Genomic DNA, 12,909 nt, shown 5'->3' with positions numbered 1-12,909 from the left:
AGCTGATGTCCGCGGACAAGGTCACCAGCGTCTCGATCGTCGTCCCCGTCAAGGACGGCGCGCGCTACCTGCCCGAGCTGCTCGCCGCGATCGACGCGCAGGTCGTCAGCGACGCCGCGGTCACGCGGGACGTCCTGGTCATCGACTCGGGGTCGACGGACGACAGCGTCGCGATCGCCCGGGCGGCGGGGGCGACGGTCCTCGAGATCCCGGCCGCGGAGTTCGGCCACGGCCGCACCCGCAACCTGGGCGCCGAGGAGACCACCGGCGACGTCATCGCCTTCCTCACCCAGGACGCCACGCCGCTCGCCGGCTGGCTGCAGGCGATCGTGGACGGCTTCGCGCTGGCCGACGACGTGGGCGCGGTCTACGGTCCGCACCGCCCGCGTCCCGACACGTCGCCGATGATCGCCCGCGAGCTGGGCGCGTTCTTCGCCGGCCACGGCGACCAGGACGCGCCGAACGGGGTGGGTGGGGCTCGTATTCAGCGCGCGGGTGACCTGGACTGGCTTTCGAACGTCAACGCCGCCTACCGCCGCGACTGTTGGGCGGCCGTCCGCTTCGACGACCTGCCGTACTCCGAGGACCAGGCGTTCGGCGCCGCCATGCTCGCCGCAGGCTGGGCGAAGGTCTACCACCCGGGCGCCGCCGTCGCGCACGCGCACGACTACCCGCCGGCCCAGTTCGCCCGCCGCTACTTCGACGAGTACCGCGGCCTGCGCGCGACCGTCGGCCACGTCGAGCCGCTGGCCCCGCGGCGTGCGCTGGGGGACGTCCGCGGCCTCGTCGCCGCCGACCGCGCGTTCATGCGCGACGTCGGCCTGGACGCCGCCGCGCAGCGCCGCTGGACGGCACGCTCCCTGATCCACCACTCCTCCCGCAAGGCATTCGGCGCGCTCGGGTCGCGGGCGCACGCGCTGCCGCCCGCGGTGCAGCGGACGCTCTCGCTGGAGGGGACGGTCGTCACGAGCGCCCCCGACCTGCCCGCGACCGCAGCCGCGGCGGCCGGCACCGGCGCAGCGGGACCCAAGCGCGGCACCGCCGTCCCCCCGCTGCGCCTGACGCCGCTGTGGGAGACCATCCGCCGTCACGCCCGCGAGGGCACCACGCCGCTGCTCCCCCCGTCTCCGGACGGTCCGGGCGACGAGGGGCCGCTGCACATCGCCGTCGTCGTCCCGCCGTTTGCGCGTGGGTCGGGTGGCCACATGTCGCTCTTCCAGCTGCTGCTCCGCCTGGAGCGCATGGGCCACGACGTCTCGATCTGGATCGACGACGAGCTCGGCAACATGTCCGCCTTCCGCCCGGCGCGCATCCGGCGCCAGATCCGCGACTGGTTCGTCCCGCTCGAGGCCCCCGTCTACAAGGGCTTCGACGAGTGGTTCGGCGCGGACGTCGCCCTGGCCACCGGCTGGCAGACCGCCCACAGCGTCGCGATGCTGCCCGGCTGCCGCGCCCGCGCCTACCTGGTGCAGGACCACGAGCCCGAGTTCTACTCGACCGGCGCCGAGTCCCACTGGGCCGAGCAGACCTACGCGCTGGGCTTCCACCACCTGTGCGGGTCGCCGTACCTGGAGGCGATGGTCACCCGCTACGGCGGCACCTCGTCCCGCTTCTCGTTCGGCATCGAGCTCGACACGTACTACACGCGCGACACCCCGCGCGAGACCGACACGATCGTCATGTACGGCCGCGACTCGACGCCCCGCCGCGCCGTCCCGCTGGCGATCATGGCGGTGCAGGAGCTGCTCGAGCGCCGCCCCCAGACGAAGGTCCTGAGCTTCGGCGCGAACTACCCGATCTACACGCCGTTCCCGTACGAGGACCTTGGTGTCCTGACCCTGGACGAACTCGCCTGGACGTTCTCCCGGGCGACCGTCGGCCTCGTCCTGTCGATGACGAACTACTCGGTCATCCCGCAGGAGATGCTCGCCTGCGGCCTGCCGGTCGTCGAGCTGGCGGGCGTCAGCGGCGAGGGCATCTTCGGTGAGGACGGCGGCGTCACGTTCGCGCCGTTCGACCCGGTCGCGCTGGCCGACCGGCTGGAGAAGCTGCTGGACGACCGCGCCGAGTGGGAGCGCCGGTCGGCCGCGGGCCGCGAGTGGGCCCAGGGCCGGACGTGGGAGCTCGGCGCGCAGCAGATCGAGGCGGGTCTGCGCGAGGCCCTGCGGCAGGCCCACAGCGCGTGAGCACGCTGTCGCTGATCATCCCCGTCCACAACGAGGCCGGGCACCTGCCCGTCGTCCTGAACCGGATCCGGGACGCCGCCTGCCCGATCCCCCGCGAGTGGATCATCGTCGACGACCGCTCGACGGACGGCTCCACGGAGCTGCTGCGCGACTGGGTCGCCGCGCACGGGGAGGAGGAGGCCGGCATGCGCCTCATCGTCCGTCCCGCGACCGCCCGCGGCGGCAAGGGACTCGCGATCACCGAGGGCATCGCGCAGGCCACCGGCGACTTCATCATGGTCCAGGACGCCGACCTCGAGTACGACCCGGCCGACATCCCCGCGCTGCTGCAGCCGCTCCTGGACGACCGCGCGGACGTCGTCTATGGCAGCCGCTTCCGCAAGGACGGCCACCAGGTCCACCGCACCTTCCACTACCTGGTCAACCGCTTCCTCACGGCGCTCAGCAACCTCTTCTCGGGCATCTACCTGAGTGACATGGAGACGTGTTACAAGCTCTTCCGCGCCGACCTCGTGCAGTCCATGAACCTGCGCTCGGAGCGGTTCGGCGTCGAGGTCGAGCTGACCGCCTACGTCGCCAAGGTCCGCGCCCGCGTGATGGAGCTGCCCGTGTCCTACTTCCCGCGCACGCGGCTGTCGGGGAAGAAGATCAACTGGCGGGATGGCGTGGCGGCCCTCTGGCACCTGGTGCACTTCAACGTGCTGACGGACGCCGACACCGCGTTCGAGCAGCTGCCGGAGCGGTACCGACCGTAGGAGCCCTGAAGGTCGAGGGCGGGGCGCCCCCGGTCGATGTTCAGGGGCGCCCTGCCGCTACGCAGGCGATTGGGACAAACCAGGTGTCTCAGGGCCTGGGGGGTGGGACAGGCCGGGTGTCTCACGTCCGGCTTGGACTTTCTCTCCACACCCTGCATCGGCTCGAACCCTCGGCGACTTGACCGCTTGGACGAATCGTCTAGGCGGTGTCGAAGAGCCTAACCGGTCTTTGTGATATGGCCGTTGCCCCCTAGGCGGAGCGCCGTTCGTCCGGCATAGTGGTCATCCGCACCGCCGAGATGTGACCGAGACGCAGTTGAAACGGTGCTGTCCGGACACGTGTGTCAGCCTTCCGGACGACGGGGCGCTCTTGTACATCGACCAAGAGCGCCCCGTCGGATTTTCGGGTGCCCGCGCCGGGGTGTGACCCGAGGCGTGTTCCGGTGTCTTTTCCCCTGGAGGACCGGGGGAGAGGTAAGCGGCGAGGCGCCTCTGTACATCGACCACAGGCACCTCGCCGCTTCCTCCGCACGCAGACGGCGTGCCGGCGCCCGGTTGTGGCAGCCTTGCGCCCAATGGCCTTCCAGATCATCCCGACGCGGCTCTCCGGACCGCTGCTGATCGAGCCGGCGGTCTTCGGCGATGACCGCGGCTTCTTCACCGAGACCTTCCGGGCGTACGAGCTGGCGCAGTTCGGCATCGACGAGGACTTCGTGCAGGACAACCACTCGCGATCCAAGCGCGGCACGATCCGCGGCATCCACTTCCAGATCGGCGCGGGAGCCTCCAAGCTCGTCCGCTGCGGGCGCGGGTCGATCGTCGACGTCCTGGTCGACCTGCGACGCGGCTCGCCGACGTTCGGCGAGTGGGAGGCGTTCACGCTGGACGACACCACGATGCGCATGATCTACGCGCCTGTCGGCTTCGGGCACGGCTTCTGCGTCACGAGCGACGTCGCAGACGTGATCTACAAGCAGTCCGCCTACTACTCGACCGACGTAGAGCGCGGGATCTCGTTCCTCGACCCGGCGATCGGGATCGAGTGGCCCGTGGCGCGGGACGAGTGGATCTACAGCGAGCGCGACTCCGGCGCGCCGACCCTCGCGGAGTTCACCGAGCCGATCCCGGGCTGACGCCGGCTCGGCGGGAGCCTCAGGACGACAGGCGCCGCCGCCCGACGAAGGGCAGCTTGTGCGCGACGACTCCGGCTCGGTGGCGGACCGACCACTTCTCGGCGTGGCGACGCAGCTCCGTCTCGGCGTCCACGCGCGCGCTCAGCGTGGCCGTCGTCTCTTCGAGTTCGCTGATCCGGCCGCGCAGCGACAACCGTTCCGCGTCCCATGCGTCGCGGTCGGCGCCCTCGGCCGCGACGGCCTGCCGCGCCTGGTCCCGGAGCGCGTCGAGCTCCTCGTGGTACCCCGACTCGCGGCGGTGCCAGGCGTCGCGCTCGAGGTTCTGGGTGTGGCGCAGGTCGCCCGTGGCGGCCTCCGCCAAGCGCACCGCCTCGAGCAGCCGCACGCGCTCCGCGTCGATCGCCGCGCGTTCCAGGACGATCGCGGCAAGCTCTCGCTGAACCGCGATCGCTGCCGCGCGCAGCTCGAGCAGCTCCGCCTCGGTGTCGGCCGTCAGGGCGGAGGCGAGGCGCAGGTCCTCGACCGGGTCCCCGGCGGCTGGGAAAGGGCGTTCGTCGTGCGTCTCGGCCACCTCCGCAGCCTAGACGAGAGCCCTGCTGCCCGCCGGTGGTCGGGACCGCGGCGCCCGTACACTTCGCCCCGTGTCGCAGGCGCAAGTCACAGGCTCCCGCCGGTCGCCGGCCGTCCTTGCGACCGTTCGCCGGATCGAGGAGGCCCTGGCCGCGGTCGGCGCGGTCGCCGCCGCACCGGACGCCCCCCGCATGATCGTGGACCCGGCGGCCTGGTTCGCCGCGCAGAAGCTGCCCCCGTCGGCGGCGACGCTCGGGACCGCAGTCGGCTACTCGCTGGCCCCGTACGGCTCGGTGACCCTGCAGGACGACGCCGCGATCGCACGTCTGCTGGCCGTGGTCTGCCACCCCGACGCCATGGTCGTCGACCACCTGCGGCGACTGGGCTGCCGCGCGGTCCACGTCCCGCTCGGCTGCCGTCCGGCCGGCGACGACGGCCATCAGGCCGGCACCGGGACCCAAGGCCGCGACCATCAGCTCGTCACGTTCGGCGCACCGACGGAGCGCCGCAAGCGCATCATCGCCGCCGCAGCGCCGGCCTTCGAGGACCTCCGCAGCGCGCACGTCTTCCAGGCCGAGCCGCCGTTCCCGCTCGACGACCTGCCGGCGGTCCTCGCGTCCGGCGAGGTCTTCGTCGACGTCGCGCCGTACGACGGTGCGGCGCCCCATCCGGCCGTCCTGCTGGCAGCGCTCGAGGGCGGAACGGCGATCGTGACCGAGGCGCTCGGCCCGCTTCCGCATGGGCTCGAGAACAGCATCGTCCGCGCCCCCCACGAGACGGTCTGCCACCGTGGGCGTGAGCTCGCGCTCGACCCGGGCCGTGCGGCCGCGCTCGCCGCGCAGGGCCTGGACCAGTGGCGCGCAGCAAGCTCCCTCGCCGACATGGGGAGGTCGCTGGCCGCCGCGCTCGACGACGCCGCGCCGAGCACGGCGACGCCGACCACCGCGTCCCGCGCCGCCGCCCAGCGCCCCGAGCTCAGCCACCACGCCGCTCCCGCGCCCGACGCACCCACGATCGTCGAGACCCTCCGCGCCGAGCGCGCCCGCCCGGATGCCGCGGTGCGCGACGGCGTCCAGCGCATCCTGCGGACGCTGCGCGACTTCGACGAGCGCCTGACCGACCTCGAGCAGCCCGCCACGCCCGCGACGGTCGACGTGCTCCACCAGGGCGCGCCCCCACCGGACACGCAGGTCAGCGTGCTGATCCCGTGCTACAGCGCCGTCGCCACGCTCGAGGCGGCACTCGACTCCGTGCTTCGTGCAGCCGCCGGACCGGACGCGCCGCGCACCGAGGTCGTCGTCGTCGACGACGGCTCGCCGCTGGACGACGGTGCGCTGGCCGCCGCCTGGGCCGCCGACCACCCCGAGCTCCCGGTCACCGTCCTGCGCCACTCGCGCAACCGCGGCCTCGCCGCCGCCCGGAACACTGCCCTGAACAACGCGTCAGGCGAGTACGTGCTGCCTCTCGACGCCGACAACATGCTGCGCCCCCGCGGCCTGCACCGTCTGCTCGAGGCCGTCACCGGCCGTCCCGACGCGACGTTCGCCTACGGCATCCTGCAGGAGTTCGACGCCACCGGCCCGATCGGCCTGCGGGGTCTGTACCCGTGGGATCGGGTCCGCCTACGCCACGGCAACTACATCGATGCGCTGGCGCTCGTCCGTCGCGATGCGCTGACCCGGCTCGGCGGCTACACGGCCGACATGCCCGAGCAGGGCTACGAGGACTGGGACCTGTGGTGCCGCTGCGCCGCAGCCGGCAAGGACGGCGTCTGGGTACCCGAGCTCGTGGCCTCCTACCGCGTCCGCGCCGACTCGATGAGCGCCGACCTGCACCTGTCCCACGTCGCCTCGCTCGCGGACATGGTGCAGCGGCACCCGGAGCTGCTCGGGTGAGCCGCCCGCAGGTCGTCATCGCTTCGCGCGAGCTCTTCCCCTTCGGCGGCGGTGGCATCGGCACCTACATCGCGCAGACCGCGCGCGTCCTGGCGCCGCTCGCCGACGTCACGATGCTCACGGCGTCCTGGTACCGGGACAAGTACGCCGAGCTGTCTGCGCTCGGTGACCCGCGCGTCGACTACGACGGCGCCCGCGTCGAGTTCGTCGACGTGCCGGAACCGCACGAGTACGGCACGTTCTACTCGCACATGCACCTGTACTCGCACCGCCTGGTCGAGCGGCTGCGAGCGCTGTTCCCGGACGGTGGCCCGGACCTGATCGAGTTCCCCGACTACCTGGGCGAGGGCTTCGTCGCCACCCAGGCCCGGCGCGGCGGCGACCCCTTCTTCGCGGGGACGACGATCGCCGTCCGGCTACACACGAGCGCCGAGATGTGCGAGGTCCTCAACGGCTACCTGGACCGCGACTTCGAGCGGCGGATCTCACGCGACCTCGAGCGTCGCACGCTCCGCGACGCCGACGTCCTGCTGCACGCCGGCGGCGACATCCTTGCCAGCTACCGGCGGTTCTACGGCGACGACCTCGCGCCGGGAGTGCTGGTCCGCCACCCGCTGGACGACGACCCCACGACAGAGCAGGCAACCGCGCCGGCCACCAACGAGGACGGCCCGCTGCGCATGATCTACCTCGGCCGCTGCGAGCGCCGCAAGGGTGTCCAGGATCTGTTCGCCGCGCTGCTCGCGTTCACCGCCGACTGGCGCCTGACAGTTCTCGGCCGGGACACGGACACCGCGCCGCTCGGCCGGTCGATGCGGCGCACGCTCGAGCTCCAGGCGGCCGGCGACCACCGCATCACGTTCCTGGACGACATCCCGCGCGCCGACGTCCGCGCGACGATGGCGGCCCACGACCTGGTCGTCCTGCCGTCGCGGTGGGAGTGCTGGCCCTACGTCGCGCTCGAGGCGATGCAGGCCGGAGTGCCCGTGCTCGCCCCGAGGGTGGGCGGCTTCGCGGAGCTGATCCAGCCCAGCGCAGCCCCGGGCTGGCTCACGCCCCGGCCGGGGGCGGAAGCGCTGATGGCAGCACTCGGCCCGTTCGTCGCCGAGCCGGCCCGCGTGCGCAGCGCCCGGGACCCGCACGCGCTCCGCAACCACGTGGCCGCCCTGACGGATCCGGACGCGATCCGCCGCGGCTACGCGAGCCTGCTCAAGCCGGCGGACACAACCCAGAAGCAAGTCGTGACCACGCCGGCCGACCCCGTCCCGCTCGTCACGGTCGTCATCCCGTACTACGGCCTGCACGCCTTCCTCGAGGAGGCCGTCGCCTCCGTGGTCGCCCAGACGTACCCGCGCGTGGAGGTCATCGTCGTCAACGACGGCTCCTTCGGGCCGGCGGACGTCGCCCTGGCCGAGGTCGCCACCCGCTACCCCGTACGGGTCATCAGCCAGGCCAACGGCGGCCTCTCGGCGGCGCGCAACTTCGGCATCACCCAGGCCCGCGGCCGCTACGTCCTGCCCCTGGACGCCGACAACGTCCTGGAGCCGACGTTCATCGCGCGCTGCGTCGCGCTGCTCGAAGCGCGCGAGGACATTCACTTCGTCACGAGCTGGAACCGGTTCATCGACCCCGACGGCGTCCCGTACCCGGCCCCGAACGAGGGCTACCGGCCCATCGGCAACTGGTCGGCGATCGTGCACGAGCGCAACGTCGCGGGGGACGGGACGGCCGTCCTGCGCCGGCGCCTCTTCGAGCAGCACCACTACCTCGAGGACCTCACCGCCTTCGAGGACTGGGCGCTCTACCGCGAGCTGCACGACGCGGGACGCTTCGGCCACGTCATCCCCGAGATGCTGTGGCGCTACCGCATCAGGCCGACCTCGATGCTGCAGGCGGTCGGCGTTCCCCAGGAGGAGCGCCTCCAGGCCGAGGTCGACGCACTCATCCGCGAGCAGGAGGTCACATGGGTGTCGACGAACGGCTGAGCCTCGACGCGGTCAGCGAGCACACGCTGATCGCCGCCGAGCACCGCCACCGCTACGAGCTGGCCGCGGCCGCCGCACCAGGCAAGCGGGTCCTGGACCTGTGCTGCGGCGCGGGCTACGGCAGCGCGATGTTGGCGGACGCGGGCGGGACCGTCACCGGCGTCGATCGGGACGCGGCGGCGGTCGACACCGCGCAGGCCTCGATCGGGAACGGCCGGGACGTGACCTTCGTCGCCGCCGACGCCCTGGAGTACCTGCGCTCGGTCGCACCCGGGACGTTCGACCTGGTCGTCTGCTTCGAGGGCCTCGAGCACCTGCCCGACGTCGGCCTCGTCGTGGCCGAGCTGCACCGGCTCGTCATCGGTGGGGCGGCGATGATGGCGTCGGTCCCCAACAGCGCGACCTTCGGGGAGGACAACGAGTTCCACCTGACCGACTTCGACCTCGAGTCCACGCGCGCGCTGTTCGGCGCCTTCGACGACCTCACGCTCGCCTACCAGACCCACGCGGAGGGTTCGCTGATCCGCGGCGCGGCCGCCGCTCCCGTTACGGCCACAGTCCACGAGACCGGCGAGCAGGACCTGGACTGGGCAAACCATTTCCTGGTCCTCGCCGGGGGGCTGGACGCGGACGCGCTGCTGGACGACGCGAGCCTGCACCTCGCCGTCGGCCCGGTGAACCACCGCTACATGCGCGGGCTCGAGCGCGCGAACGCGGCGCTGCTGGCCACCAACGGCCGGCTCAGCCGCGAGCGCCTGGGCCTCGGCGCAGCCGGCGGCGCGTCGGCCGCGCTACGGCGGGAGGACGAGGTCGCTTCGCTGCACGCGGCGGTCGTCGCAGCCGGGGCGCGCGAGCAGCAGCTCCGGGATGAGCTCGCCGCGCTGGAGGCCGAGGCCGTAGACGCCCGTGCCGAGCGGGACGGGTACCGTCGGGCCCACATGGCCGTCCACTCGAGCCGCCTCACCAACCTCGCCGCGCGCCTCGCCGGCCACCGCTTCCCGCGCTCATGAGCATCGGCGACCTCTTCGACGACCCCGTCTGGCAGATGGCGCTCGGCGAGCGCGCGGCCATCGAGGGCATCCTGTCGGCGCTGCAGCCGCAGCTCGCCATCGAGGTGGGAACAGCCGAGGGCGCCTGCCTAGGCCGCATCGCGCAGCACGCGCAGGAGGTCCACTCGTTCGACCTCGTCACGCCGCAGCTCGACCTGCCGGATCACGTGACGCTCCACACCGGCGACTCGCATCAGCTGCTGCCCGCGTTCCTCGCCGAGCTCGCCGAGGCCGGCCGCAGCGTCGACTTCGCGCTCGTCGACGGTGACCACTCATCAGAGGGCGTCCGCCGCGACGTCGAGGCGCTGCTCGCTTCGCCTGCGGTGACCGACACGATCATCATCACGCACGACACCGGCAACGAGCGGGTCCGCGCCGGTCTCGACGCGGTGCCGTACGGCGCGTACCCGAAGGTCGCGCACGTCGACCTGGACTTCGTCCCCGGTCACCTCGGGCAGGACCGCTTCCCGGGGGAGCTCTGGTACGGCCTCGGCCTGATCGTGGTCGACGCCGCCCAGCCCGCTTACGGATCCGGGGCGGCCGTGCAGACCGATCGCCACCACGGCGGCGCGCTGCTCAGCGTGGCGCGAGACGTCCTCGGCGGCCGCCCGCCCGAGGGCCCGTCGGGCCACGACCCGCGTGCCCGCCAGCTGAGCGACGCGTACGCGCACATCGACGCCCTCGAGGCGCGGCTGGCGGAGCTGGCGGCCGGCGACGAACGCCTGGCCGCCGCGGAATCCGAAGCGGCGCACCACCAGGCGCTGGTGGCGGACCTCATGACGTCGGTCTCGTGGCGGGTGACGGCGCCCCTGCGCGCAGCGAAGCGGACCCTCTCCCGAAGCTGACCCAGGGTTCTGCGGCTCCAGGACCCGCAAATCTCCGGTTGACGGCCCCGGGCGGGTAGCCCTGAGGCGTCCCGGCTACGGCTCCTGGCGACGCTCGCGCTCCAGGGTGTCCAGCCGCTCGCGGAACTCGCGCTCGACGATGGTCAGCCGCTCGGCCTGCTGCTTGAGCGCCAGCGCCACCATCCGCTCGCGACGGGAGGGCGCCTGCTCCCCCGCATCGGCGGCCGGCGGGGACGACGACGGCAGTGCCTGCAGCGCCGCGTCCGTCGACCCTGCCACCCGCCGCACGAGGTCGTACTCGGACGCCAGCAGCCGGCGCTTCAGCCGGCCGACGGCGCTCTGGGGCACCGGCCAACCGTCGACCACCTGCTGCACGGCGGGAGCGACCGCCGCCACCTCCGGGACCGCCGCAGCGACTGACCCCGGATCAGCACCCTGCCCCGCGAGCGACGGCACGATCGGGGCCAGGACCGGCACGTCGGCTTCCGGCCGCTCCAGCACCACGATGTCGTGCCCGCCCCACGACCCCGGCGACAGGAGCGCGCGCACCGTGAAGAACTGGCCCCAGTGCGAGTAGACGTACCAAGGTGCGTGGTAGGTCGAGTGGTAGTACTCGGGGTGGACGCTGCCGATGTACCCGTCCTCCGCGACGAACAGGATCCCCTCGCGCCGCAGCGTGTCCAGGTACGGCACCGGGTCCTCGCCGCCGCCTGCGAGCCCGGCCAGCAGCGGCTGGATCATCGTCTCGCCGTGCGTCGTCAGCAGCGCGATCCCGCCGGGAGCCAGGACGCGCCGCAGCTCCGCGAGCCACAGGTCCTGCATCCGCGCGTCCAGATGGGTGAAGACGCTGTGGTTGACGATCAGGTCGAAGTGCCCGTCCGGGAAGTCGAGCGGTGGCTCGTGCGGACCCACGTGCCACTGCGCGAAGGGCAGGTGCGCCCCGGCCCAGGCGATCGCGTCCCGGTCGATGTCGACCCCGTGCAGCTCGACCCCCGGGGTGAGCGCCTCCATCAGGCTCAGCGCGCGGCCGGTCCCGCAGCCGAAGTCGAGCACCCGCGTGAACTCGTCGAAGCGGCGGCCGACGCCGGCCAGCGCCCGCTCCTGCGCGCGGACCGTGATCTCGCCGTACTCGTGCCATGCCGCGCGGACCGCGGGCGCCTCGTCCGGGCCGAAGTGCGGCAGGACGCGGGAGATCAGCTCGTCGGGCGGCAGCGGCGGGCGCGGGTCCGGGAAGGCGATGGGCACGGACGGAACTCTTGCACCGCGCGGCGCGGGACGGTCACCAGCCGCGCGGGCGACCCTGCGCCAGCGCGGGGTCTGCCGGACCGGCGTATCCCACGAAGGCGATGCACCCGCCGCCGTCGAGCTCGAGCTCGACCCGGTCGACCGGTGTCTCGAGCCGGACCGCGGCGTACGACGCGGGCTGGCCAGGCAGGCTGGGGACGGCGGACGGGGAGAGCGTGTCGCCACCCGGCAGGTGCACCCGCAGCGCTCCCTCGGGTGCCGCTGCGGTGAGCGCCACCTGCAGCTCGCTCGTCGGCCCCGGCAGCTGGACCGGCAGCCGCGCGAGCGGTCGCAGCTCGATCAGGTCGTTCGGCAGCATCGCCACGCCGGGGACGTCGTGCTCGACCTGCAGCTGCCACGGCCGCACGAACGTCCGCGGTGTCGGGGACGGCTCGGCGCTCAGGATCGTGTCGATCCAGCTCCGCGACCAGCACGGCGGCAGATCCGGCCGCCAGCAGTCGAGCGTCGCGGCCAGCTGGAGCTCCTCCCACCGCACCGGCCGGCCCGGGTAGAGCAGCGGGCTGTAGCTCGATGCGACCGTGTGCGCCGGCAGGTCCTCGAAGACGAGCTCGAACTCGTGGAACGACATCCCCCAGCCCCAACGCGCCAGCGCCTCCTCGACGGCGGCGCCACCACCTGCCGCGTCGGCGGTGTCGACGGCGGCGACGAAGTCCTTGCGCGGCGAGCGGTCGTAGTACTGCGCGGCCAGCGGAAGCGGCAGCGCGTGGAAGAACGGCAGGTAGGACGTGTGCTGGTCGACCGGCACGAGCCGGTTCGGCGTCTCGGTGACGACGATGTGGCCGTCCTTGCGCACGACCTCGCGTGCGACCCGGAGCACCGCAAGCCGTTCGTCGAGCGTCAGGTGCTCCAGCACCGCGTAGAGCAGGATGACGTCGACCTCGCCGGCGAAGCCCCGCACGTGGTCCAGGATCTCGTCCACTGCCGCCGCGTGCAGCTCGACGTTCCCGAGGCCCAGGCGGGCGACGTGGCCCTCGGCCAGCGCAACCTCGCCCGCATCGATGTCGACCCCGATGTGCCGCCCGCACCGGGGCGCGATCGCGCACGCGACGGCGCCTTGTCCGCAGCCGTACTCCAGCACGGTCCGCCCGACCAGCGGAATCGCCTTCTCGATCCACGGGATGACCTCGTCCCGGGCCTGCTCCAGGCGGCGCTGCCACTCGGGGTGTACGGATGCGTCGGCCGTCAT

Annotated in this window: 10 protein-coding genes; 7 read left to right on the top strand and 3 right to left on the bottom strand. The window is 72.9% G+C overall.

Annotated features, from left to right (window positions below; genetic code table 11):
- Nucleotides 1–5: 5 nt before the first annotated feature.
- The 3 genes from DSM112329_RS24630 to rfbC all read left to right on the top strand — a co-directional run bounded on the left by DSM112329_RS24630 (nucleotide 6) and on the right by rfbC (nucleotide 4,074).
- Nucleotides 6–2,186, top strand: a complete 2,181-nt coding sequence (locus tag DSM112329_RS24630) for a glycosyltransferase (protein WP_354699214.1) — start codon at nucleotides 6–8, stop codon at nucleotides 2,184–2,186.
- Nucleotides 2,183–2,941, top strand: coding sequence for a glycosyltransferase family 2 protein (locus DSM112329_RS24625; RefSeq protein ID WP_354699213.1), 759 nt, complete (start codon nucleotides 2,183–2,185; stop codon nucleotides 2,939–2,941). Before DSM112329_RS24630 ends, DSM112329_RS24625 begins: the two co-directional genes overlap by 4 nt.
- Nucleotides 2,942–3,516: 575 nt before the next feature.
- Nucleotides 3,517–4,074, top strand: a complete 558-nt coding sequence (gene rfbC / locus DSM112329_RS24620; protein ID WP_354699212.1) for a dTDP-4-dehydrorhamnose 3,5-epimerase — start codon at nucleotides 3,517–3,519, stop codon at nucleotides 4,072–4,074.
- 19 nt (nucleotides 4,075–4,093) lie between these two features.
- On the opposite strand, the gene DSM112329_RS24615 is transcribed toward rfbC, so the two are convergent.
- A complete protein-coding gene (locus DSM112329_RS24615) occupies nucleotides 4,094–4,645 on the bottom strand; it encodes a hypothetical protein (protein WP_354699211.1) in 552 nt (183 codons plus the stop codon).
- A gap of 70 nt (nucleotides 4,646–4,715) precedes the next feature.
- On the opposite strand from DSM112329_RS24615, the gene DSM112329_RS24610 reads away from it, so the two are divergent.
- The 4 genes from DSM112329_RS24610 to DSM112329_RS24595 are packed head-to-tail and all read left to right on the top strand — an operon-like array spanning nucleotide 4,716 to nucleotide 10,418.
- On the top strand, nucleotides 4,716–6,539 hold the full coding sequence (locus DSM112329_RS24610; RefSeq protein ID WP_354699210.1) for a glycosyltransferase family 2 protein: 1,824 nt from the start codon (nucleotides 4,716–4,718) through the stop codon (nucleotides 6,537–6,539).
- Nucleotides 6,536–8,524 carry a glycosyltransferase gene (locus tag DSM112329_RS24605; protein ID WP_354699209.1) on the top strand — a complete coding sequence of 663 codons (1,989 nt, stop codon included), beginning with the start codon at nucleotides 6,536–6,538 and terminating at the stop codon, nucleotides 8,522–8,524. The genes DSM112329_RS24610 and DSM112329_RS24605 overlap by 4 nt, the downstream gene beginning before the upstream one ends.
- A complete protein-coding gene (locus DSM112329_RS24600) occupies nucleotides 8,503–9,534 on the top strand; it encodes a class I SAM-dependent methyltransferase (RefSeq protein WP_354699208.1) in 1,032 nt (343 codons plus the stop codon). The genes DSM112329_RS24605 and DSM112329_RS24600 overlap by 22 nt, the downstream gene beginning before the upstream one ends.
- Nucleotides 9,531–10,418: a class I SAM-dependent methyltransferase gene (locus tag DSM112329_RS24595; RefSeq protein WP_354699207.1), complete on the top strand. Its 888-nt coding sequence runs from the start codon at nucleotides 9,531–9,533 to the stop codon at nucleotides 10,416–10,418. Before DSM112329_RS24600 ends, DSM112329_RS24595 begins: the two co-directional genes overlap by 4 nt.
- Nucleotides 10,419–10,493: 75 nt before the next feature.
- Here DSM112329_RS24595 and DSM112329_RS24590 read toward each other — a convergent pair whose 3' ends face one another.
- Nucleotides 10,494–11,663 (bottom strand): class I SAM-dependent methyltransferase, encoded by a 1,170-nt coding sequence (locus DSM112329_RS24590; protein WP_354699206.1) that lies wholly within the window; start codon nucleotides 11,661–11,663, stop codon nucleotides 10,494–10,496.
- Between the two features lie 34 nt (nucleotides 11,664–11,697).
- Nucleotides 11,698–12,909, bottom strand: a complete 1,212-nt coding sequence (locus DSM112329_RS24585; protein ID WP_354699205.1) for a class I SAM-dependent methyltransferase — start codon at nucleotides 12,907–12,909, stop codon at nucleotides 11,698–11,700.

Origin of the sequence: Paraconexibacter sp. AEG42_29, from assembly GCF_040581415.1 — a bacterium.
GTDB lineage: Bacteria > Actinomycetota > Thermoleophilia > Solirubrobacterales > Solirubrobacteraceae > Paraconexibacter.
The sequence above is the reverse complement of the archived record's forward strand: the minus strand, read 5'-3'. Positions and strand labels throughout refer to the sequence as shown.

Bases quoted from the DNA above. Each gene is read 5' to 3' on its own strand.
- DSM112329_RS24630 (WP_354699214.1), top strand. From the start codon at position 6: ATGTCCGCGGACAAGGTCACCAGCGTCTCGATCGTCGTCCCCGTCAAG.
- rfbC (WP_354699212.1), top strand. From the start codon at position 3,517: ATGGCCTTCCAGATCATCCCGACGCGGCTCTCCGGACCGCTGCTGATC.
- DSM112329_RS24600 (WP_354699208.1), top strand. From the start codon at position 8,503: ATGGGTGTCGACGAACGGCTGAGCCTCGACGCGGTCAGCGAGCACACG.
- DSM112329_RS24595 (WP_354699207.1), top strand. From the start codon at position 9,531: ATGAGCATCGGCGACCTCTTCGACGACCCCGTCTGGCAGATGGCGCTC.
- DSM112329_RS24585 (WP_354699205.1), bottom strand. From the start codon at position 12,909: ATGACGGCCGACGCATCCGTACACCCCGAGTGGCAGCGCCGCCTGGAG.